The organism is Streptomyces sp. NPDC047117, assembly GCF_040643545.1.
Classification (GTDB): Bacteria; Actinomycetota; Actinomycetes; order Streptomycetales; family Streptomycetaceae; genus Streptomyces.
This window is the reverse complement of record NZ_JBEYUN010000014.1, coordinates 158,049-178,700: the sequence shown is the minus strand read 5'-3', so window position 1 is coordinate 178,700 and position 20,652 is coordinate 158,049. Positions and strand designations below refer to the sequence as shown.

At 70.8% G+C, this 20,652-nt stretch carries 18 protein-coding genes and 2 tRNA genes; 12 read left to right on the top strand and 8 right to left on the bottom strand.

Translation table 11 applies throughout. The features are described 5' to 3' along the window. Positions 1-124: 124 nt before the first annotated feature. Both ABZ840_RS26115 and ABZ840_RS26110 read right to left on the bottom strand, forming a co-directional pair. Complete coding sequence (locus ABZ840_RS26115) at positions 125-853, bottom strand: decarboxylase (RefSeq protein WP_361562771.1); 729 nt, start codon at positions 851-853, stop codon at positions 125-127. Between the two features lie 78 nt (positions 854-931). Further along, positions 932-1,825 (bottom strand): decarboxylase, encoded by an 894-nt coding sequence (locus ABZ840_RS26110; protein ID WP_361562769.1) that lies wholly within the window; start codon positions 1,823-1,825, stop codon positions 932-934. Positions 1,826-2,025: 200 nt separating this feature from the next. On the opposite strand from ABZ840_RS26110, the gene ABZ840_RS26105 reads away from it, so the two are divergent. Further along, entirely contained in the window at positions 2,026-2,991 is a 966-nt protein-coding gene (locus ABZ840_RS26105; RefSeq protein ID WP_361562767.1) for a D-2-hydroxyacid dehydrogenase, read from the top strand. Between the two features lie 94 nt (positions 2,992-3,085). Continuing rightward, positions 3,086-4,492: an amidase gene (locus ABZ840_RS26100; RefSeq protein WP_361562765.1), complete on the top strand. Its 1,407-nt coding sequence runs from the start codon at positions 3,086-3,088 to the stop codon at positions 4,490-4,492. 30 nt (positions 4,493-4,522) lie between these two features. Here ABZ840_RS26100 and ABZ840_RS26095 read toward each other — a convergent pair whose 3' ends face one another. Next, entirely contained in the window at positions 4,523-5,044 is a 522-nt protein-coding gene (locus ABZ840_RS26095) for a DUF3830 family protein (protein ID WP_361562763.1), read from the bottom strand. Between the two features lie 289 nt (positions 5,045-5,333). Here ABZ840_RS26095 and ehuB point away from each other — a divergent pair, with 289 nt between their 5' ends. The 6 genes from ehuB (at position 5,334) to ABZ840_RS26065 (ending at position 9,679) form a co-directional block, all read left to right on the top strand. Next, on the top strand, positions 5,334-6,254 hold the full coding sequence (gene ehuB / locus ABZ840_RS26090) for an ectoine/hydroxyectoine ABC transporter substrate-binding protein EhuB (protein WP_361562762.1): 921 nt from the start codon (positions 5,334-5,336) through the stop codon (positions 6,252-6,254). After that, complete coding sequence (ehuC, locus tag ABZ840_RS26085) at positions 6,251-7,006, top strand: ectoine/hydroxyectoine ABC transporter permease subunit EhuC (protein WP_361562760.1); 756 nt, start codon at positions 6,251-6,253, stop codon at positions 7,004-7,006. The genes ehuB and ehuC overlap by 4 nt, the downstream gene beginning before the upstream one ends. Then, positions 7,003-7,653 (top strand): ectoine/hydroxyectoine ABC transporter permease subunit EhuD, encoded by a 651-nt coding sequence (gene ehuD / locus ABZ840_RS26080; protein WP_361562758.1) that lies wholly within the window; start codon positions 7,003-7,005, stop codon positions 7,651-7,653. Before ehuC ends, ehuD begins: the two co-directional genes overlap by 4 nt. Before the next feature lie 34 nt (positions 7,654-7,687). Beyond that, on the top strand, positions 7,688-8,458 hold the full coding sequence (ehuA, locus tag ABZ840_RS26075; RefSeq protein WP_361562859.1) for an ectoine/hydroxyectoine ABC transporter ATP-binding protein EhuA: 771 nt from the start codon (positions 7,688-7,690) through the stop codon (positions 8,456-8,458). 315 nt (positions 8,459-8,773) lie between these two features. Next, positions 8,774-9,532: an IclR family transcriptional regulator C-terminal domain-containing protein gene (locus ABZ840_RS26070; protein WP_346094135.1), complete on the top strand. Its 759-nt coding sequence runs from the start codon at positions 8,774-8,776 to the stop codon at positions 9,530-9,532. 73 nt (positions 9,533-9,605) lie between these two features. Further along, a tRNA-Lys gene (locus tag ABZ840_RS26065) sits at positions 9,606-9,679 on the top strand. Positions 9,680-9,760: 81 nt separating this feature from the next. On the opposite strand, the gene ABZ840_RS26060 is transcribed toward ABZ840_RS26065, so the two are convergent. From ABZ840_RS26060 to ABZ840_RS26045, 4 genes are all read right to left on the bottom strand, one after another. Continuing rightward, entirely contained in the window at positions 9,761-10,354 is a 594-nt protein-coding gene (locus ABZ840_RS26060) for a lytic polysaccharide monooxygenase (RefSeq protein ID WP_361562755.1), read from the bottom strand. A gap of 144 nt (positions 10,355-10,498) precedes the next feature. After that, on the bottom strand, positions 10,499-10,915 hold the full coding sequence (locus ABZ840_RS26055; protein WP_361562753.1) for an SsgA family sporulation/cell division regulator: 417 nt from the start codon (positions 10,913-10,915) through the stop codon (positions 10,499-10,501). Between the two features lie 9 nt (positions 10,916-10,924). Next, positions 10,925-12,433 (bottom strand): SPFH domain-containing protein, encoded by a 1,509-nt coding sequence (locus ABZ840_RS26050; protein WP_361562751.1) that lies wholly within the window; start codon positions 12,431-12,433, stop codon positions 10,925-10,927. 11 nt (positions 12,434-12,444) lie between these two features. Continuing rightward, the gene (locus ABZ840_RS26045; protein ID WP_361562750.1) at positions 12,445-13,743 is read right to left on the bottom strand and encodes a peptidoglycan-binding protein; all 1,299 of its coding nucleotides are present in this window, start codon (positions 13,741-13,743) and stop codon (positions 12,445-12,447) included. A gap of 316 nt (positions 13,744-14,059) precedes the next feature. Here ABZ840_RS26045 and ABZ840_RS26040 point away from each other — a divergent pair. From ABZ840_RS26040 to ABZ840_RS26025, 4 genes are all read left to right on the top strand, one after another. Continuing rightward, a tRNA-Lys gene (locus ABZ840_RS26040) sits at positions 14,060-14,133 on the top strand. A 109-nt stretch (positions 14,134-14,242) separates the two neighbouring features. Next, positions 14,243-14,923 (top strand): FadR/GntR family transcriptional regulator, encoded by a 681-nt coding sequence (locus tag ABZ840_RS26035; protein ID WP_361562748.1) that lies wholly within the window; start codon positions 14,243-14,245, stop codon positions 14,921-14,923. 396 nt (positions 14,924-15,319) lie between these two features. Further along, entirely contained in the window at positions 15,320-17,251 is a 1,932-nt protein-coding gene (locus ABZ840_RS26030; RefSeq protein WP_361562746.1) for a cellulose synthase catalytic subunit, read from the top strand. Further along, positions 17,248-19,221 (top strand): kelch motif-containing protein, encoded by a 1,974-nt coding sequence (locus ABZ840_RS26025; RefSeq protein WP_361562744.1) that lies wholly within the window; start codon positions 17,248-17,250, stop codon positions 19,219-19,221. Before ABZ840_RS26030 ends, ABZ840_RS26025 begins: the two co-directional genes overlap by 4 nt. Before the next feature lie 69 nt (positions 19,222-19,290). Here ABZ840_RS26025 and ABZ840_RS26020 read toward each other — a convergent pair whose 3' ends face one another. Next, the gene (locus tag ABZ840_RS26020; RefSeq protein WP_361562742.1) at positions 19,291-20,355 is read right to left on the bottom strand and encodes a glycoside hydrolase family 6 protein; all 1,065 of its coding nucleotides are present in this window, start codon (positions 20,353-20,355) and stop codon (positions 19,291-19,293) included. Between the last annotated feature and the right edge of the window lie 297 nt (positions 20,356-20,652).

Below are 20,652 nucleotides of genomic sequence, written 5' to 3'. Positions count from 1 at the left end.
CCGGGCCCCGGCTTTCGTCGTGGTGGCCGCTCACGGTGCGGGTCCTCCTAGGTCGCGGGTCTTCCCCGCGGCCAACCGGAGTAGAACTCCGTTTATTCCCGGCGGCCGGTTCGCGCGGCTCCGGTCACTCCTCCCGCCGGGGTCCCGCGAAGAGGGTGCCCAGCTCCGGCCGGACGATCTCCCGGTCCAGCAGCCGCAGCCCCTCCCACACGGTGACCTGGTTGGCGGTCAGCACCGGCTTGCGCAGCGCCTCCTCCACGGCCGGGAGGTACGCCGCGGTGTGCAGCGCGGTGTCGGGCAGCAGGACCACCTCGGCGTCCGGGTGGTCCCCCGTACGCGCGAGGTGCAGCACCTCCTCCAGGCCCCAGGTGCCCACTTCGGCGGCGGTGATGATGCCGCTGCCGCGGGTCTGGACGACCTCCGTGCCCGCCGACTTCAGGAAGGCGTGGAAGTGCTCGGCCACGTCCTCCGGATAGGTCGCCGCGATGGCCACGCGCTCGGCCCCCAGCGCCTGTACGGCCCGCGCGAAGGCGAAGGACGTACTGGACGCCGGCAGCCCGGCGACGGCCGACAGCTCCCGCACCTGGTCCTGCGCGCCCTCCCAGCCGAAGACGAAGCTGGCGCTGGTGCAGGCCCACACGACGGCCTCCGCGCCCTGCTCCTTCAGGTCGGCGACCCCGGCTGCCAGCCGTGCCGCCGAGCCCATTTCGAGCAGGGCGTCCACCCGGTGCGCGTCCTCACCGATGTCGGTGTGGACCAGCGGCAGCCGGACACCGCCGCCCAGGAGGGACTCGATCCGGGGATAGTCGTCCTCGGCGGAGTAGCCGGGGTAGAGGAAGCCGACCGTTGCCATGCAGAACTCCCATGCGTCGTGCGGGTGCGGGTGTGCTGACGGAATACGCCGATGTGCTGTTCGGGACCGTACGGGCGGTCAGGCCTCGTACGGGTCGTCCGGAAAGGGCGGGGCGTCGAGCCCCTCGGCCTGCTCGGCCTCCGGTGCCGCCGGCGGGCCGGCGAAGGCCGCCTCCGGCTCCGGGTGGTGCCGCTGCGGGATCTCCGGTGATCCGGACATCGCCGCGGGACCGCGTCTCGCGACGGGGTCGAGCAGCGCCTGATAGGGGCCTACCGCGTGGATGCCGATCGCGCGCAGCGCGCCCCACATCGTGACCTGGTTGGCCGACAGGACGGGCATCCGCAGCTCGGCCTCCAGCTGCGGGATCACGTCGTAGGTCGGGAGGTTGGTGCAGCTGATGAAGAGCGCGTCGGCCGCGCCCACCACCGCCTGCCGTGCCATGTCGACCACGTCCCGGTACGGCACCTTCCAGATGTGCCGGGTCAGGCCGAGGTAGGCGCGGCCGGTGACCGTGATGCCGCCTTCCGCCAGATAGTCCTCCAGGGAGTCGGTGACGGATTTGGTGTACGGCGTGACCAGCGCGATCCGCCGCGCGCCGATCTCGCACAGCGCGTCCAGCAGCGCCCCCGAGGTGGTCACCGAGGGCACTTCGCCGGCTTGCCGCATGGCGGAGCACATGGCGCGCTCGCCCGCCACGCCGCCGACGAAACTGCCCGAGGTGCAGGCGTAGGAGACCACCCGCGGGGCGACCGCGGACAGCGCCTGTACCGCCTCCCGGAGCGTCTCGTGCTCACTGACGAGCCGGGCGAGGTCGAGGGAGACCTCGACCGGTACGAAGGGGGTGCGGGTGAGGTGGAGGGACACGTCGTCGGGGACCCAGCGCCACAGCTCGCGGTCGAGTGCGAAGTCGAAGGGTGCAACGACGCCCACGCCGCACTGCGGCTGTGGGCCGCCCAGAAAAGAGACGTCCATGAATGGCCCCTAGAAGAACGAAAAGGGCTAGGCCATTGGCCAGGGATTTTGAAACAACCGGCACAAGCCGGGACGTCGGGACAGAGCCGTTGTTGACACGGTAGATACGGCTTCCTAGCGTGGTCAATCCTCGCATCTCAGGCATCTGTCGGCGCCCCTTTCAGTTAAAGGGGCACTCGTTTCAGAACGGTTTCTGGCTCATGACCGAAAACACCGTCCTCGTCCTCGGATCCGACCCGCTCCCGAAGCTCGGCAGACTGTCCGGAAGGGCCGAGGTGATCTTCGCGGACGAGAAGACCCTGGCCGACCGACTTCCTACCGCCGATGTGCTCTTGGCCTGGGATTTCACCTCCGACGCGATCCGCGACGCATGGTCCGCCGGCGGCCCGCGGCCCGGCTGGGTGCACACCGCGAGCGCCGGCGTGGACCGGCTGCTCTGTCCCGGCCTCATCGAGGACGAGACCGTTGTGACCAATGCACGGGGCGTTTTCGAGCAGCCCATCGCGGAGTACGTCGCCGGTCTCGTGATTGCCATGGCCAAGGATTTTTATGGCAGCTGGGAACTCCAGCGGCAGCGGCGCTGGCAGCACCGGGAAACTCTTCGGGTGGCCGGTTCCCGGGCCGTGGTGGTCGGCTCCGGGCCGATCGGGCGGGCCATCGGGCAGACGCTGAAAGGCCTCGGCGTAAAGGTCGACCTGGTCGGCCGGCGCGAGCGGACGGGCGATCCGCAGTTCGGGACCGTGCACGCGAGCAATGCGCTGGACGGGCTGCTGCCGGCCGCCGACTGGGTGGTGTGCGCCGCGCCGCTGACCGACGAGACGCACGGACTTTTCGACCGGGCGGCGTTCGGCCGGATGAAGGAGTCGGCCCGGTTCATCAACGTCGGACGCGGCCCGATGGTGGTCGAGCCGGACCTCGTCGAGGCGCTACGGGGCCGGCGGATCGCGGCCGCCGCGCTCGACGTCTTCCAGCAGGAGCCGCTGCCGTCGGACAGTCTGCTGTGGGACGTCCCGCACCTGATCATCTCGCCGCACATGTGCGGCGACACCCTCGGCTGGCGGGACGCGCTCGCCGAGCAGTTCATGGACAACTACGACCGATGGGCGGCCGGTGAGCCGCTGCTGAACGTGGTCGACAAGCGGCTGGGGTACGTGCCGGTGCAGTAGCCGCCGTATACGGCCGCCCGCCATGCCGCCGGGCCCCGGCCGGTCGCCGGGGCCCGGAAATTCCGCACACTCCACTCCCCCGATGGAGGGCTCGATGACCCAACTGGCGGATCTCACAGCACTGCGGCTCACGGCCGGTTACGCGGCCGGCGAGTTCTCCCCGGTCGAGGCGGCCCGTGCCGCGCTGGAACGGGCGGAGCGGGTGCAGCCGCACGTCAACGCCTTCACCCGGCTGGAGGCCGACGAGGCGCTGTCCGCCGCGAAGGAGTCCGCGGAACGCTGGCGGACCGGCACCACGGCCGGGCCGCTGGACGGCGTCCCGGTCACCGTGAAGGACATCTTCCTGATGCGCGGCGGGCCGACCCTGCGCGGCTCGCGGACCGTCCGGGCCAACCAGGCGTGGGACGAGGACGCGCCCTCGGTCGCCCGGCTGCGGGAACAGGGCGCCGTCTTCATCGGGAAGACGACCACCCCGGAGTTCGCCTGGAAGGGCGTCACCGACAGCCCGCTGCAGGGCGTGACCGGCAATCCGTACGACCCGTCCCGGACCGCGGGCGGCTCCAGCGGGGGCAGCGCCGCGGCGGTGGCACTGGGCGCCGGGCCGCTGAGCCTGGGCACGGACGGCGGCGGCTCGGTCCGGATCCCCGCCTCCTTCTGCGGGTGCTTCGCGATGAAGCCGACGTACGGGCGGGTGCCGATGTACCCGTCGAGCCCGTTCGGGACGCTGGCCCACGCGGGCCCGATGACGAAGGACGCGGCCGATGCCGCGCTGATGATGGACGCGATCTCCGGCCCGGACGCGCGGGACTGGTCGCAACTGGCCCCGATGCCCGGCTCCTTCCTGGAACAGCTGTCGGGCCCGGTGGCCGGGCTGCGGGTGGCGTACAGCCCCACCCTGGGCTGGGACGTGACCGTACGGCCCGAGGTGGCGGCGGCGGTCCGGCGGGCCGTGGAGAAGCTGGCCGAGCTGGGCGCGCACGTCGAGGAGGTGGACCCGCGGATCGAGGACCCGGTGGAGGCGTTCCACACCCTCTGGTTCAGCGGCGCGGCGCGGGTCGTGCAGCCGCTCGGGGAGGAGGCGCGCGAGCTGCTGGACCCGGCGCTGCGCGTGGTCTGCGAGCAGGGTGCGCGCTACAGCGCGCTGGACTACCTCGCGGCGGTGGACGTACGGATGGCCCTCGGCCGGCAGCTGGGCCGGTTCCACGAGACATACGACCTGCTGGTCACGCCGACCGAGCCGATCACGGCGTTCGAGGCGGGCGTGGAGGTGCCCAAGGGGTCCGGGCACGAGCACTGGACGGGCTGGACGCCGTTCACGTACCCGTTCAACATGACGCAGCAGCCCGCCGCGTCGCTGCCCTGCGGCGTGGACGGGGACGGGCTGCCGATCGGCCTCCAGCTGGTCGGGGCGCGGCACGCGGACGCGCTGGTGCTGCGCGCCGCGCACGCCCTCTACGGGGCCGGAGTGGCGGACATCCCGGCCCCGGAACTGGCGGGCTGACCCCGGCCGCGACCGGCGGTCAGGGGCGGCTCACGCCCGGCGGAAGCTGAGGGTCTCGCCGATCGCGCCGGCCCGCCAGAGGTCCTGGCAGGCTTCGGCCATCCGGTCCAGGCCGTCCACGACGGACCCCCAGACGATGCCGGGCACCCAGCCCGCGTCACCGTTGATCAGCAGGTTGTTGCGCTCGTAGAAGAGCGCGAGGTCGATGACGGTGGCGCGCTCGGCGTGCGCCGCCTTGCCGCCCTGCCCCTCGGCCGCCGCCTCGTAGCCGTACGAGGAGGTGGCCAGCTGGGTGTCGGTGAAGGTGAAGTAGCAGAGGTCGCCGGGGATCGGGGTGATCGTGGGGTTCTCCAGAGGCGGCTCCTCGGGGGCGAAGGGCGGCACCAGGGCGTAGATCTCGTTGCGCGCGTACTTGGCGTGGTAGACGTCGCCGCCGAGCGGGAGCGCGTCCCAGACGGCGGCACAGGTGACGGGGGCGCGGTCGTCGAGCAGCTTCGCCGTGCAGCGCACGCCGCGCTTGTCCAGGGAGACCTCGATGAATCGGTCGGCCATGATGACCCCTCTTTGTTGATTACCGTGCTTGTCGGGCTTACCGGTTCTTGCCGGTCATTGGTGATGTATCACCCGGCATGACGAGCGTAGGGCGTCGATGGACACTTCCCCGGGGACTCGGGGCAAGTCATTCCCCATCCGCCCCAACCGCCCCGCACACAGCGGTGGTTACCCGGACTTTCCCCCGCAACTCCGTGTACAACCCCTTCGGTACCGGAAGCATCAAGGGCCGGAAACGATCGGCATAGGTTCCCCGCCGTCGGGTAGTCGCGCGCCCATGGCTCCATCAATGGGGAACACCAAACAATCCAGGCGAAGTTCGGGAAGCGGCCTCCGCCGCCGCACGCTGCTCGCGGGGGTAGCGGCGCTCGGCGCGGCGGGCGCGATGGGCGCGACGAGCGCCTGCAGCCGGGTGTCGACGGCCGATACCGGCGACGGCGGACATCTGCTGGAACAGCTGCGTGCCAAGGGCACCGTACGGCTGGGACTGGCGGGCGAGCAGCCCTACGGCTACATCGGAAAGGACGGGAAGATGACCGGCTCGGCGCCGGTCATCGCCGAGCGCATTTTCAAACGGCTGGGCGTGGCGAAGGTCGAACCGTTCGCCACGGAATTCGGCTCGCTCATCACCGGTCTGAATTCCCTCCAGTTCGATGTCGTGGCGGCCGGTATGTACATCAATGCGGACCGCTGCGAACAGGTCATCTTCGCGGACCCCGAATACCAGATGCTCGACGCCTTCATCGTGCCGAAGGGAAATCCGAAGAACCTGCGCACCTACAAGGACATAGCCAGGACCGGCGCCCATATGGCGACGGGCGTCGGCTTCGCCGAGATCGACTACGCCAAGGAGGCCGGGGTCAAGCGCATCACGACCCTGCCCGACCAGCTGGCCGGCCTGCTCGCGGTGGAGCAGGGCCGGGTCGACGTGTTCGTCGGCACCGCGGTCACCGTGCGCAACGTCGTGAAGGAGACCGAGACGACGAAGGCGGAGGCCACCCAGGAGGTCACTCCGTACGTGGACGGAAAGCCGATGGTCGACGTCGGCGCCTTCGCCTTCCGCAGCCCGGAGACCAATCTGCGGGACGCCTTCAACCGCGAGCTGCACAAGATGAAGAAGACCGGCGAACTCCTCGACGTCATGCGGCCCTTCGGCTTCACGAAGGAGCAGATGACGACCATCACCGCCAAGGAGAGGTGCAAGCCGTGAGCGAAATCAGCTGGGGTTTGTGGGAACTCCTCCTCAAAGGCGTCTGGATCACCGTCCAGCTGACGGTCTTCAGCGCCGCACTCGCCGCCGTGGTCGCATTCGTCATCGGCCTTGCGCGTACCCACCGGATGTGGATCGTACGCTTCCTCTCCGGCGCCTACTTCGAGATCTTCCGCGGCACCTCGGCGCTGATCCTGATGTTCTGGATCTTCTTCGTCCTGCCGATCGGCTTCGGCTGGCAGCTGGTCCCCATGTGGGCCGCCGTACTGGCCCTGGGGCTCAGCTACGGCGCGTACGGTTCGGAAGTCGTACGCGGCGCCCTCAACGCGGTGGCCCCCGCCCAGCGCGAGGCGGGCATCGCCCTCAGCTTCAGCCCGGCCCAGCAGCTGCGGAAGATCATCCTTCCGCAGGCCTGGCCGGAGATGGTGCCACCCTTCAACAACCTGCTGATCGAGCTCCTCAAGGGCACCGCGCTGGTCTCGATCATGGGCGTGGCCGACATCGCGTTCGGCGCCTCGCTGGTCCGCAACGCCACCGGCCAGAGCGCCCCCGTCTACACGATCATCCTCGTCATGTACTTCGTCCTCGCGTTCATCCTGACGCGCGGGATGCGGGTCGTGGAGCGGCACGCCAAGGCGGGCATCGGCAAGGCACCGGAGAAGCGGTCGGGCCTGCGCAGCAGGCTCAGCCCCGACCAGGTCGGTGACATCGCGCGCTCCGGCGCGGCCCCCGCGGGAGGTGCGGGCCAGTGAAGTGGGACTGGAATGCCGTCGGCGACTTCATGCCGATGTTCTGGCACGGCCTGCTGGTCACCCTGGAGGCCCTGGCCCTCGGCTCGCTGATCGCCTTCGCCCTCGGCCTGGTCTGGGCCATGGCGCAGCGCTCCGAGCACGCCGTGGTCCGCTGGCCGGTGGTGGGGGTCACCGAGTTCATCCGCAACACCCCCCTCCTCGTCCAGCTCTTCTTCCTCTTCTACGTGCTCCCCGAGTGGGGGATCACGCTCTCGGCCCTGACCACCGGTGTGATCGGCCTCGGCCTGCACTACTCGACGTACACCGCCGAGGTCTACCGCGCCGGCATCGACGGCGTCCCGGTGGGCCAGTGGGAGGCGGCGACCGCGCTCAGCCTGCCGCGCACGCGGACCTGGGGCGCGGTGATCCTGCCGCAGGCGATCCGCCGTGTCGTGCCGGCGCTGGGCAACTACGTCGTCGCGATGCTCAAGGACACGCCGATGATCTTCGTGATCGGCGTACTGGAGATGCTCGGCGAGGCCCGTCAGTTCTCCTCGCAGACGTTCCACACGATCGAGCCCTACACGATCGTCGGCATCGCCTTCATCGTCATCGCCTACCCGGCTTCCCTTCTCCTGCGAGCCCTGGAGCGTCGTCTTGTCCGCTGACAGCAACCTCTCGAAAACAACGGCCAACCCGGCGGTGGACGGCAGCGAGCTGATCCGTTTCGACCGCGTCACCAAGCGCTTCGGGACCAACACGGTCCTGGACTCGCTGGACTTCACGGTCTCCTCGGGCAAGCACGTCACCCTGATCGGCCCGTCCGGGTCCGGCAAGACCACGATCCTGCGGCTGCTGATGACGCTGCTGAAGCCCGACGAGGGCACGATCAAGGTGGGCGGGGAGTACCTCACCCACGAGAAGAAGGGCGAGAAGCTCGTACCGGCCGGCGAGCGGCACACCCGCGAGGTGCGCAAGAACATCGGCATGGTCTTCCAGCAGTTCAACCTCTTCCCCAACATGAAGGTGCTGCGGAACGTCACCGAGGCGCCGGTGCACGTGCTGGGGATGCCCAAGGAGGCGGCCGAGGAGCGCGCTCACGAGCTGCTGGACCTGGTGGGCCTGACCGAGCACGTCGACAAGTACCCCACCCAGCTCTCCGGCGGCCAGCAGCAGCGGGTCGCCATCGCGCGCGCCCTGGCCATGCGGCCGCAGGTGCTGCTCCTGGACGAGGTCACCTCGGCGCTCGACCCCGAGCTGGTGGCCGGCGTCCTGGACGTGCTGCGGGACATCGCGCACACCACGGACATCACGATGCTGTGCGTCACGCACGAGATGAACTTCGCCCGGGACATCTCGGACGACGTCCTGATGTTCGACTCCGGCCGGGTCATCGAGTCCGGCCCGCCGGAGAAGATCTTCACGGAGCCCGAGCACGAGCGCACTCGGGAGTTCCTCAGCGCGGTGCTCTGAAGCACGGCGCTCTGAAGCACGGCGCTCTGAAGCACGGCGCCACACGCACGGAGGACAGCGGCCCGCCGCCCCGGCAGGGGGCGGCGGGCCGCTGTTTTTCCGTTGAGGCTATGACCAGGGCATATGCCATGGTGGTGAATCGCTGAACAGAAGCGTGCCGAACGCCGATTTTCACTCAAGACCCCCTCCTGTCCGCCAGGTTGGCCGCTATCGTGGTACGAGCCCCGCCACCCGGTAAGGCCGCGCGACGCATGCTGTCCGTGACGGGCGGCGACGGTGATGATGCAAACGGTCACAACCTGCTAGGGGGACACCGTGGCGCCGACGTACGAGCCCACCGCGCCTTATCACTCGGTGCGCTACGCACTCCGCGTTCTCGAAACGGTTTCCCGGCATGCCACCGGCACGACCGACACCCAGATCGCGCGCGAGACCGGGCTGCCCGCCGCCCACCTCACCCACATGCTGGCGATGCTGCGCCGCGAGGGCTACGTCAAGCAGCTGTCCGACGGCGCGTACGTGGTCGGCGAGTCGCTGACCCTGCTGGGCGGCGGCGTCGGCCGGGCCCAGGCGCTCAACGACAAGCTCCAGAGCTCGCTGGACGAGCTGCGCGACTCCGTCGGCGCCGCGGTCTACATCAGCCGCTACATCGACGGTGAGGTGCGCATCCTGCACTACGCCGACGGCCCGCAGGCCCCCAAGGTCAACGAGTGGGCCGAGTTCCACCGCACGGCGCACGCGAGCGCGATGGGCAAGTGCCTGCTCGCCCAGCTCGACCACGACGGCCGGCGGGACCACCTCTCCCGGCACAAGACCGCCCGGCTCACCTCCCGGACGATCACCAACGAGAAGGTGCTCTTCCACAAGCTCGACAGCCAGCCGGCCTCCGTCCCCGTCCTGGACCTCCAGGAGTACGCCGTCGGCACGGTCTGCGCGGCCGTCCCGATCACGGCCGGCGCCACGGTGGGCTGCCTCGCGCTGTCGATGCCGCTGGAGCACGCCCACCGGCTGCGCAAGGCCGCCGACACCCTGAACCGCAGGGCGGCCCCGGTCCTGCTGTCGCTGGCGATCTGAGCCGCCGGGTGTGGCCGGGGCCACATGGTCAGGAGCACCCCTCGGGAGCAGGTAGTATTTACGTCGTCAGCAGGCGCCGTTAGCTCAGTTGGTTAGAGCAGCTGACTCTTAATCAGCGGGTCCGGGGTTCGAGTCCCTGACGGCGCACAGACAAGGCGAAGGCCCTCACTCCGGTGAGGGCCTTCGTCGTGTGCGGTCACGCCGTAAGCGGTGACCGGGTTCCGGCCGTTACGACAGGTTGACGTCGGCGCAGGAGTAGAAGGCGTTGCCGGTGTCGGCGATGTTCCAGACGCCGAGGATGATGTGCCGGCCGGTGTGGCCGGTGGGCACGGTGCCCTGCTGGCTCCAGACCTCCGGCGGCTGCTTGCCGCCGAGCGGCACGTTCATGAAGGGCTGCGACTCCAGGGACGCACGAGTGAGCGGCTTGCTCGGATCCCAGCCCTGCTTGGTGATGTAGTACCGGAAGTCCGTCGTGGCGTGCCGGGCGGTCATCTTCCAGGTGAAGTTGAAGCCCTGGCCCGCCTTGAGGTTCGTGGCGGGCCACTGGCCGCCGCGCGGGTCGTCGAGTTCCGCGAAACCGGAGTTGCCGCCGGCACAGATCTTGCCGTCGGCGGGGCCGGCCGCCGGGAAGCCCTTGGGGCCCTCGACGCTCTGCGGCTCGTACTGGATGGCGCCGCAGTTCTTGACGGTGCCGGCGGCGCACAGCGACTGCCGGCTCGCGGGCTGGGTGCCGTACCCGTGGCTGGAGGCGCTGCCGGTGGCGACCAGGGAGGCGCCGGCTATGCCGAGGGTGACCACGGCAACACTGATCTTCTTGCGCATGCTTCGCTCCTGAACGTGGGGGCGGGTTCGCCGAGCTGCATTGCGGTCTAGACCAAGCCGCAGCGTAATGAGGGCCGTTGCAGTTGTCCAGACCAATTTCCACGGCTCGTCACCCGCCCTCCGTCCCCCGTTCAGCCGGAGGTGTCAGTTCCGTTCGGCGAACAGCCGCGCCAGGTGAGCGTCCAGATCCAGGTACCGGCTCTCCTGTCCGGGCGGCACCACCTCGGCGGTCGCCCGCACCCAGGCCGCCAGGTCGGTGGCCTCGGCCGTCAGCGCGCAGGCGCCGCCGTCGGCCCGCAGCTCGATGTGGACCCGGCGGAGCCCGACCGAGTCCCGGAAGGGCCGTATCCGCACGTTCCCCTCCCCCGCCGGGCCGCGCAGCCCGGCGAGCAGCAGCTCCCGTGAGAACACCCAGGTCGTGACCGTACGGCCCTGGCTGACGAAGGCGACCCTGACCTCGTACGGGCGGTCACTGCGGTAGCCGAACCGGCCCGCCACGGGAACGACGGTGTCCGGACCGAGCAGCAGCTGCAGTTCGAGGGTGCGGGTCGTGGCGGCCACCACGGCGCCTCACTCCTGCGCCGCCGCGCTGCCGCGGGCGGTGTAGAACGCCACGGTCAGGTCCTTGACCAGCGCCTTGCGCTCGTAGTCGTCCAGCTCCACCAGCCCCCGGCTGGTGAGCCGCCGTACGGTGTCGTCCACCGCGTCCACCACCGAGGTCAGCACGGTGTCGCGGTGCCGGGCGTCGAGGGCCGCCACCTGCCGGCGGTGCATGGCGGCCGCCACCTCCGGCGCGTACTCGATGCGGGTGGGCTGCGCGGAGAACACCTCGATGCCCACCGGGCGGCAGTCCGCCGCGAGCTGCGCGGTCAGCGCGTTGCCCACCGCCTCCGCGTCCCAGACGCTCGGGGCGCCGCCCTTCTGCAGCGAGGGCCCGCCGGGGCCGGCGGGCGGCGCGTCGGCGGCCAGCCGGCCGATCACCCGCGCGGTCCCGGCCTCCACCTGTTCGCGCAGGTAGGCGACGTGATCGTCGACCTCGTACCGGGCGCGGGCCGCGTCCACGACCCGCCACACCACCAGCACCACGGCCCGCAGCCGCACACCGGCCGCGTCCACGGCCGGCATCGGCTCGCTCCGCCAGTGGCGCAGCCGTACGTCGATCCGGCGGCGGCGCAGCACGGGGCTGATCCACACCAGCCCGGTCCGCCGGACGGTGCCGCGGTACCGCCCGAAGCGGCTGAGCACCCAGGCGCTGCCGACCCGGCCGCGGGTCAGCCCGCCGAGCGCGAACAGCGCGGCCACGCCACCGAGGCCGAGCAGCGCAGCGTCCCGGGCCGCCAGCGGGGAGTGGCCCCGTGCCGGCAGCCGCAGCAGCCGTGCCGCCTGCTCGGGCACCATCCCGTGCCACCACAGCAGCGCCCCGCAGCAGGCGGCCGCGGCCAGCCCGGCGACCAGGGCGATGCCACCGGGGAGCGAGGGCCCGCGCCGCTCGCTGAGGTACGGGTCCTCCGCGGGGGCGCGCAGGCCACCGGCCGGTACGGGCACGGGACCGGCGGGCTCCGTCCCGTCGTGGGGCCAGGGCTCCGCGTCGGCGGGGACGGCGGCCGGTGAGGCCACCCGGCTGCCGGCGTCGACCACGCCGAGGGCGTCGCTGAGGACCGCGCGTTCGGCGGTGTCGAGCAGCTCCTCGGCCGCCTCGATACCGGCCGTGGGCGGCAGGTCCTCCGGTCCCGGAACCGGTGTGGGCTCCGGGGTGGGCTCGGGTTCGGGCCTCGGGACGGGCGCCGGGTCCGGCATCGGCTCGCCCTCGTGGGCCGCCCAGCCGGGTACCGGGGGCCGGGCGTCCTCGGGCGCCGGGTGCCGGACCTCGGCACCGGCCGCGTCCGCCGTACGCGCGCCGGCCGGGGCCGGCCGTACGGCGTCCGACGCGACGCCGAATTCGTCCACGAAGGGCAGCCCCGTGTCGGGGTCCATCAGGGGGACCATCCGCGGTGCCACCCCGTACGTCTGTCCCGCGCCGCCCGCCGGCTCCGCCGGGAACGCGGCCTCCGGCCGTCCGCTGTCCGTTCTGCCTGCCATGAAGTGCTCCGTCATTGGAAGAGTCGCCGCCAGGTCTCGGGGCCCGGATAGCCGTCGGCGTCCCGGCCGCGCCAGCCCTGCGCGCGCTGGAACGCCTCGACGTTCCGCCGGTCCGCCTCCGTCCAACGCGGGCCGGGGCCGGAGAGGTAGTGCTTGCCGTAGCCCTTCTTCACGAGCTGCCGGCCGAGCTGTGTGACGTTCTTGCCGACCGCGCCGGGCCGGAAGTGGCGGACGCCGGGGAAGCCGCCGCTCTTGGCGCCGGCGGCCCGGCCGCCGATGTCCCGGCCCTTGCCACCGATCAGATACGCCCAGGTGTCGGGCCCGGGAAGGCCGTCGGCCTCCGCGCCGCGCCAGCCCTGGGCGCGTTGGAAGGCCCGGGTGGCGTCGCGGTCCGCCGCGCTCCAGCGCGGGCCGGGCCCCGAGCGGTAGAAACCGCTGCCGCCCCGGGCGACCAGCAGCTTCCCGAGCCGGGTCACCCAGGAGTTGTCGGACCCCGGGCCGAAGTGCCCCAGCCCCGGGAAGGCGTCCGCCACCGCGTCGGGGATGCCGGTGTCGGGCAGCCCGCCGCCGGTCAGGCCCCGGTAGCGGTAGGGCACGTATTTGCCGGCGTTGCTCCAGTAGGCGTACGGGGTGACCCGCTTCCGGGCATGTTCCGGCGCCAGTTCGTACGCGACGTACTTCGAGTGCGAGCCGTCCGCCCAGCCGCCGAAGATGGTCACGTGGGAGCCGGCCGAGGGGTTGGCCGCGTTGTGGTAGAGCAGGATGTCGCCGGGCTTGAGCTCGTCCTTCGTTATCCGCACGGCGTACCGGTCGAGCGATCCTGTCCACTGGCTGCTGCCCAGCCCCCAGGCCATCGAGACGAAGCCCGAGCAGTCCTCGCGGTAGCCGTCGGACCAGAAGCCGTTCATGTTGTAGGGCACCCGCGCCGCGATCCAGGTCTTCGCCCGCGCGATGATCGCCGCGCGGGTGGTGGGGCGGGGCTCCGCCGCGAGCCGGGCCCGCCCGCTGCCCGCCCCGCCGTACAACCCGCTGACCTGCCCTTGCGGCGTCGTGGCCGGCTCGGCGTCGGCGGCCGCGCGGCCGGCCTGACCGGCGTCGGGCAGCACATCGGCGGGCAGCCCGTCGCCGGCCGAGCCGGCGAGGACCGTACCGGCCGCGGCGGCCAGCACCAGCGCGCGGCGGGCACCGTGCGCGGCGGGGTGGCCGCCGTCCCTGAGCCGCCCGAGCGCGAGGAGGCGCCGCTCCTGCGCGCAGCCCGCGCAAGGGCAGTCGTCCGCGGGCTCGAATTCGACGAACACCGGCACCGTCATTCCCGTTCCCCTTCCGGCCGCTTCTTTCTCATAGGCCTCACACCGGCACAGCCTCTCAACTACCGGCGCATACCGCATGCTGACGGGGCAACTGATGACCTTGCATGCGGAAACACTCTTCCCCGTACCAAAACCGGCGAACCACCAGGCGAAAATGCGCCGGGGCACCGGGGCGGGGATCGCGACACGCGGAGGAAAAGCTGTCCTGCCCCGATTCCGGCAGGCGTGTCACACCTCACACGTTCGGCGGGGCGCCGACGGGTTTACGCGGTCCGGAACACCCCTGGAGTTCGTGTAGAGTTTTCCAGGTCAGCGCGCGCCGCTAGCTCAGTTGGTTAGAGCAGCTGACTCTTAATCAGCGGGTCCGGGGTTCGAGTCCCTGGCGGCGCACGTAGGACCGAGGCCCCCTCGTCACGACGAGGGGGCCTCGGTCGTTTCTTACCGGCGCTTTGCGCGGGAGTGCTGGTCAAAAGGGTGGGCCGGGGTGCAGAGTCACGGGATGGCGAGGGACATCCAGGAGCGCATCAAGAGGCTGATCATCGACCAGCGGCTGCCGTCCGGCGCGCCCCTGCCGACCGAGCCGGAGCTGATGGAGCTGCTCGGGGTCAGCCGGAACTCCGTGCGCGAGGCGCTGAAGGCGCTCCAGGCGATGGGCATCGTGGAGATCCGGCACGGCTTCGGCACCTACGTCGGGCCGATGTCGATGGCCCCGATGATCGAGGGCCTGACCTTCCGCACGGTGGCCGGGCACTACCGCGGCGAGGACAGCCTGCTCCAGCTGCTGGAGCTGCGGGAGGCGGTGGAAACCGGACTGATCGCGCGGCTGGCGGGGCGGGTGCCGGCGGCGGACCTGGCCGAGCTGGACGCGATCGTGGCGCGGATGCGGACGGAGGCGGCGGCCGGCGGCGTACGGGCCGGGACCGACCGGGCATTCCACGCCACTCTCCATCGCGGCCTGGACAATCTTCTGCTCAGCGAGGTGCTCGAAGCGTTCTGGGACGCCTTCCACCGGGTGCGTACGGACCTCGTCCCGGCGCACGGGGACCCGGAGACCACGGTGCGCCAGCACGAGGAGATCGTGGCGGCGGTACGGGAGGGCGACGGGCCCCGCGCGGAGCGGGCCGTCCGCCACCACTTCGACAACATCCGCCACAGACTGCGCAGTTCAGGCGAGCGCTGAGGGGTACGTCCGGCGGGTGCGGCGGCGCCGGACGGAGGGGCGCACGGACTGCCGCACACCACTCCGAGTCCGCCTATACGCCCACACCTTCCGTAAGCACCTCATTCCGCCCTTGCGATCATGAAGGCCGGTTAGGGACCCTGACGAGGCGGATGGGTCGAAGATGGCCTTGACGAGCATGTGGGGGAAGGCCATCGGCTGCGCCGAACGAGGAGTTGGGGAACTCCGCGCGCTGCCATGATGGCGAGGTACGACCGGGCAACCGGAAGGCGGGCGGCGCACTGCTGAGTGCGCGGGCGGCCGAGACCACGGAGCCCGAGCCGGTCAGGGGGACCAGCGGCTCGGGCGGGGAACAGACGGACACGCAGCCAGTTCTGCGTGCGGGGGGATGGAGTCATGACGTCGTCGACGCCTCACGGCGCCCGGCAGGAACAACCGTACGACCCGTCCGCGACGACGCGGTTACGCCTGCCGCGCCAGCACCGCAGGCGCCCGCAGCAGCCCGCACCGCTGCCGCGCTACGACTACGAGCACTACAGCCGGCTCGCCGGACCGCTGACCAGGCCCGAGCCCGGCAAGCCGTACAAGGTGCGGTACCGCAGCCTCCTCGCCGACGAACCGCACCGCTTACGCGCCGCCCTGCTGCTCGGCGCGGCACCGCTGGTCTCCCTCGGCCTCCTCGCCTGGCTGCTCCAGCCCGCCCACTGGACCGAGCGGGACTACCCGCAGTTCGCCTTCCTCCCCGTCCTCGACGTGGTCATGCTCGTCTCGATCGGCCTGATCGAGTTCTTCCGCTGCATGAACGTCCTCTCCAACGCCCACGCCACCCTCGTCGCCCGTGACCCGATACCGGTCATACCCGAGAGCGGCACCCGCGTCGCCTTCCTCACCTCCTTCGTGCCCGGCAAGGAACCGCTGGAGATGGTCACGAAGACCCTGGAGGCCGCGGTCCGGGTCCGCCACCGGGGCCTGCTGCACGTCTGGCTGCTGGACGAGGGCGACGACCCCGCGGTCAGAGAGGTCTGCGCGAGACTCGGGGTGCACCACTTCACCCGGCACGGCATACCGGAGTGGAACCGCGCGAAGGGCCCGCACCGCGCAAGAACGAAGCACGGCAACTACAACGCCTGGCTCCAGGCACACGGCGACGACTACGACTTCTTCGCCTCCGTCGACACCGACCACGTCCCCCTGCCGAACTACCTGGAGCGGATGCTCGGGTACTTCCGCGACCCCGACGTCGGCTTCGTCATCGGTCCCCAGGTCTACGGCAACTACGACACCTTCGTCACCAAGGCCGCCGAGTCGCAGCAGTTCCTCTTCCACGCGCTGATCCAGCGGGCCGGCAACCGCTACGGCGCCCCCATGTTCGTCGGCACCTCCAACGCGGTGCGCATCACGGCCCTGCAGCAGATCGGCGGGCTGTACGACTCGATCACCGAGGACATGGCCACCGGCTTCGAGATGCACCGCCACCGCAACCCCGCGACGGGCAGGAAGTGGCGCTCGGTCTACACCCCCGACGTGCTCGCCGTCGGTGAGGGCCCGACCGCCTGGACGGACTTCTTCACCCAGCAGCTGCGCTGGTCGCGCGGCACGTACGAAACGCTGCTCAAGCAGTTCTGGAAGGCGCCCTTCACGCTGTCCCCGGGCCGCCTCTTCAACTACTCCATGATGGTCATCTTCTACCCGATGTCCGCACTGAACTGGATTCTCGCCGCCCTCAGTTGCGCGCTCTTCCTCGGGCTCGGCGCCTCCGGCGTCCAGATCGACCCCGCCGTGTGGATGATGCTCTACGGCAACGCCTCGGCGCTCCAGATCGGCCTGTACGTGTGGAACCGCCGGCACAACGTCTCCCCGCACGAGCCGGAGGGCTCCGGCGGGGTGGCCGGCATGCTGATGTCCGCGCTCTCCGCGCCGATCTACGCGCGCTCCCTCTTCGACGCGGCGCTGCGCCGCAAGAGCAAGTTCGTGGTGACCCCGAAGGGCGACTCCTCCAGCCCCGACACCCTCTTCGGGACCTTCCGGGTGCACCTCTTCTTCCTGCTCGTCTTCGGCGCCTCCCTGATCGCCTCCTTCTTCTTCGGCCATGCGCACCCGGCGATGATCGTCTGGGCCGTACTGGCCCTGCTGGTCTGCTGCACCCCGATCGGCGTCTGGCGCTGGAGCCTGCGCCGGGACGCGCGCCACCGGGCGGACCCGGCCGCGCCGCCCGCACAGTCGCAGCCGCAGTCACAGCCACCGGCCGCCGTGGACACCGTGCCCGCGGCCACCGATGACCGGATCGCGCAGACCGTGCAGATTCCCGTGGGGGGAACCAACCGATGAGATACCGACCGAGCCGCCGCACCCGCCGGTTGGGGATGGGTGCGGTGGTGGTGATCGCCCTGGCCGCGATGAACGGCCCGGCGGTGTACGGCTTCGCCTCGGAGCAGTACCACTCGTACAAGATCAATCAGCCGGAGTACAAGGAACGGAACGGCCACTGGGACGTGGTCGACGTCCCCGACGCGTACCGGATCAACACCATCCACGCGGCCCTGCTGCACACCGGCAAGGTCCTGCTGGTCGCCGGCTCCGGCAACAACGCGGCGAACTTCAAGGCCAAGTCCTTCCGCACGGTCCTGTGGGACCCGGCGAAGAACACCTTCAAGAACATCCCCACGCCCGTCGACCTCTTCTGCTCGGGCCACACCCAGCTCCCGGACGGCAAGCTGCTGGTCGCGGGCGGCACCCAGCGCTACGAGACCCTCAAGGGCGATGTGAAGAAGGCCGGCGGCCTGATGATCGTCTACAACGAGGACCCGGACGGCCCGAAGACCTTCCCCGCCGGCACGCTCTTCACCGGCAAGGAGAACGGCAAGACCTTCGTCTCCAAGGACCCGGTCGTGGTGCCGCGGGCGAAGAAGATCAAGGACAAGGTCACCGGGAAGGTCCGGGTCGAGCACAGCGAGGGCCGGGTATACGTCGAGGCCCGCGAGGAGGGCCGCGCGCACGCCACCGGCGCCCAGGACAACTACCGCATCCACGGCCTGACCGGCGCGGACGCCCGGAACTTCTACGGCATCGCGCAGAAGCTGTCCTTCGACAAGAAGGACTTCCAGGGCATCAAGGACTCCTTCGAATTCGACCCGGTCGCCGAGCGGTACGTCCGCGTCGACCCGATGAACGAGGCCCGCTGGTATCCGACGCTGACCTCCATGGAGGACGGCAAGGTCCTCTCGGTCTCAGGGCTCGACGAGATCGGCCAGGTCGTCCCCGGCAAGAACGAGCTCTACGACCCGCAGACCAAGAAGTGGACCTATCTGCCGAAGCAGCGGTTCTTCCCCACCTACCCGACGCTCTTCCTCTCCGGCAGGGGCCAGGTCTTCTACACCGGCTCCAACGCCGGCTACGGCCCCGACAACAAGGGCCGCACGCCCGGGATCTGGGACCTGAAGAGCAACACGTTCCGGGTGGTGCCCGGGATGAGCGACCCGGACATCCTGGAGACGTCGATGTCCGTACTGCTGCCGCCCGCGCAGGACCAGCGGTACATGGTCCTCGGCGGCGGCGGGGTCGGCGAGGACCCGCGCGCCACGGCCAGGACCCGGATCGCGGACCTGACCGACCCCAAGCCCCGCTTCCGCAACGGTCCCGACCTGTACGCGAAGGCCCGCTACCCGAGCAGCGTGATCATGCCGGACGACACGGTGCTGACCACCAACGGCTCCGGCGACTACCGCGGCCGCAGCGACTCCAACGTCCTCATGGCCGAGCTGTACGACCCGGCGGCGAACAGCTCGCGCCTCGTCGCCGACCCCCTGGTCGGCCGGAACTACCACTCCGGCGCGCTGCTGCTCCCCGACGGCCGGGTGATGACCTTCGGCTCCGACTCGCTCTTCGCCGACAAGGACAACACCAGGCCGGGCGTCTTCGAGCAGCAGATCGACCTCTACACCCCGCCGTACCTCTTCCACGGGTCGCGCCCCGGCCTCAAGGCCGCGGGCCCGACGACCGTACGGCTGGGCGGTACGGCGACGTTCACCTCGGCGCACAGCGGGTCCCTGAAGAAGCTGCGGCTGATCCGGCCCGGCTCGTTCACCCATGTCACCAACGTCGAACAGCGCTCCGTCGCGCTGGACTTCACGACGAAGGGCGACACCGTGACCGCGACCCTGCCCAAGGACCCGTCCCTGGTCCCGCCCGGCTGGTACATGGTCATGGCCGTCGACGCGGACGGCACGCCGTCGAAGGCGGTGTGGCTGAAGGTGCCCGCCGCGAAGACGACGACGCCCGCCGTCAAGGACCGCGGCTGACCGTCGCGTACGGACGGAGGGGGCGCCCCGCAGGCGGGGCGCCCCCTCATCGCGTCCCTGCGCGCTGATTCACTGCTTGCTGTTGCGGGCCAGGGCCAGCGCGTACGTCGGCCACCAGGCGCCCGCCTGCGGGCCGCCCTTGCACGTGCCGTCCGACTCGCCGGGGCGCTTGATCCAGAGGTAGGCGTCCACCAGCCCGTCGTCGGTCCTGGTGGTCGGCGGCTCGCCGAGCGCCCGGCCCGGCGGGTTGCACCAGTTCTCCGCGTCGTCGCCGCCCGGCGCCGGGCCGTTGCCGTTCCGGCTGGTGTCGATGACGAAGTGCTTGCCGCCCACCATCGCGGAGAGCTGCCGGCCGTACTTCTCGTTCTCCGCCGTGGTCTGGTAGTTGGAGATGTTCAGCGCGAAGCCGTCGGCCTTCTCGATGCCGGCCCGCTTCAGGGGCTCCACCATCCGCCCGGGATCCTTGATCCAGTGCGGGTTGCCCGCGTCGAGGTAGACCTTGGTGTGCGGCAGCGCCTTGAGCTTGCCGACGGCCTCGGTCAGCAGCGCGTACCGCTCCTCGTGGAACTCCTCGGGGGTGCACTTGTCCTCGATGTGCGGCAGCGCGTCCGGCTCCAGGATCACCGTCGTCGCCCGGTCGCCGATGCCCTTGATCACCCCGTCGAGCCAGGCGCGGTAGGCGTTGCCGTCGGCGGCGCCGCCCTTGGAGTAGCTGCCGCAGTCGCGGTGCGGGATGTTGTAGAGCACCAGCAGCGCGTCACGGTCCGCCTTCGCGGCCGCCTCGGTGAAGCCGCGGGCCTCGCCCTGCGGGTCGTCGATGCCGATCCACTCCGCGACGGGCTGTGCCGCGATGCGGTTGATCAGCCGGGCGTCGTCCTGCTTGCCGCTCTTGCGGTACGCGGCGGCCTGGCGGGCGGCCTTGCCGTCCGGGTTGACCCAGTACGGCACCGTGGCCCTGGGCCGCTGGCCCGGTGGCCCGGCGCCTTCGTCGGGCTCGTCGGACGAGGAGCATCCCGCCAGGCCGGCGGCTGCCAGCAGCAGGGCCGCCAGCGCCGGTACGGTGACGCCTCGTCCGCCGCGGTCACCGCGTCGTCCGCTCGAAGTCCCCCCGGGCCCGGGTACAACGCCGTACATCCATTCCCCCCTCGGAGCACGGAACTTGGCCGGTCGCAGCAATCCTGGCACATGCCCATGGTGCGGCGACGGCGAGTGGGCAACCTGTTACGGTCCGCTTTCGTCGCCCTCTGTACGAGCGACGCGCAGGCGTTCTAAAGTGTGGTTCTGGCCCCGGCCCCCGGCCTGGAAAGCGCGCTTCATGGCGCCTCCCGCCGGCGGCAGGGCAACTCCCGCAGTCCTGAATCGCGGCGGTCGAGGACCGGTCGGCCGGTGGTTCAGGGGGGAGCGAACCGCCGGCCGGGCCGGGCGATCCGC

Excerpts from the sequence above, each read along its gene's own strand:
- ABZ840_RS26025 (WP_361562744.1), top strand. The coding sequence starts at position 17,248 with ATGAGATACCGACCGAGCCGCCGCACCCGCCGGTTGGGGATGGGTGCG.
- ABZ840_RS26110 (WP_361562769.1), bottom strand. The coding sequence starts at position 1,825 with ATGGACGTCTCTTTTCTGGGCGGCCCACAGCCGCAGTGCGGCGTGGGC.
- ABZ840_RS26060 (WP_361562755.1), bottom strand. The coding sequence starts at position 10,354 with ATGCGCAAGAAGATCAGTGTTGCCGTGGTCACCCTCGGCATAGCCGGC.
- ABZ840_RS26095 (WP_361562763.1), bottom strand. The coding sequence starts at position 5,044 with ATGGCCGACCGATTCATCGAGGTCTCCCTGGACAAGCGCGGCGTGCGC.
- ABZ840_RS26035 (WP_361562748.1), top strand. The coding sequence starts at position 14,243 with ATGGCGAGGGACATCCAGGAGCGCATCAAGAGGCTGATCATCGACCAG.
- ehuB (WP_361562762.1), top strand. The coding sequence starts at position 5,334 with ATGGGGAACACCAAACAATCCAGGCGAAGTTCGGGAAGCGGCCTCCGC.
- ABZ840_RS26045 (WP_361562750.1), bottom strand. The coding sequence starts at position 13,743 with ATGACGGTGCCGGTGTTCGTCGAATTCGAGCCCGCGGACGACTGCCCT.
- ABZ840_RS26050 (WP_361562751.1), bottom strand. The coding sequence starts at position 12,433 with ATGGCAGGCAGAACGGACAGCGGACGGCCGGAGGCCGCGTTCCCGGCG.
- ABZ840_RS26030 (WP_361562746.1), top strand. The coding sequence starts at position 15,320 with ATGACGTCGTCGACGCCTCACGGCGCCCGGCAGGAACAACCGTACGAC.
- ABZ840_RS26115 (WP_361562771.1), bottom strand. The coding sequence starts at position 853 with ATGGCAACGGTCGGCTTCCTCTACCCCGGCTACTCCGCCGAGGACGAC.
- ABZ840_RS26105 (WP_361562767.1), top strand. The coding sequence starts at position 2,026 with ATGACCGAAAACACCGTCCTCGTCCTCGGATCCGACCCGCTCCCGAAG.
- ABZ840_RS26100 (WP_361562765.1), top strand. The coding sequence starts at position 3,086 with ATGACCCAACTGGCGGATCTCACAGCACTGCGGCTCACGGCCGGTTAC.
- ABZ840_RS26020 (WP_361562742.1), bottom strand. The coding sequence starts at position 20,355 with ATGTACGGCGTTGTACCCGGGCCCGGGGGGACTTCGAGCGGACGACGC.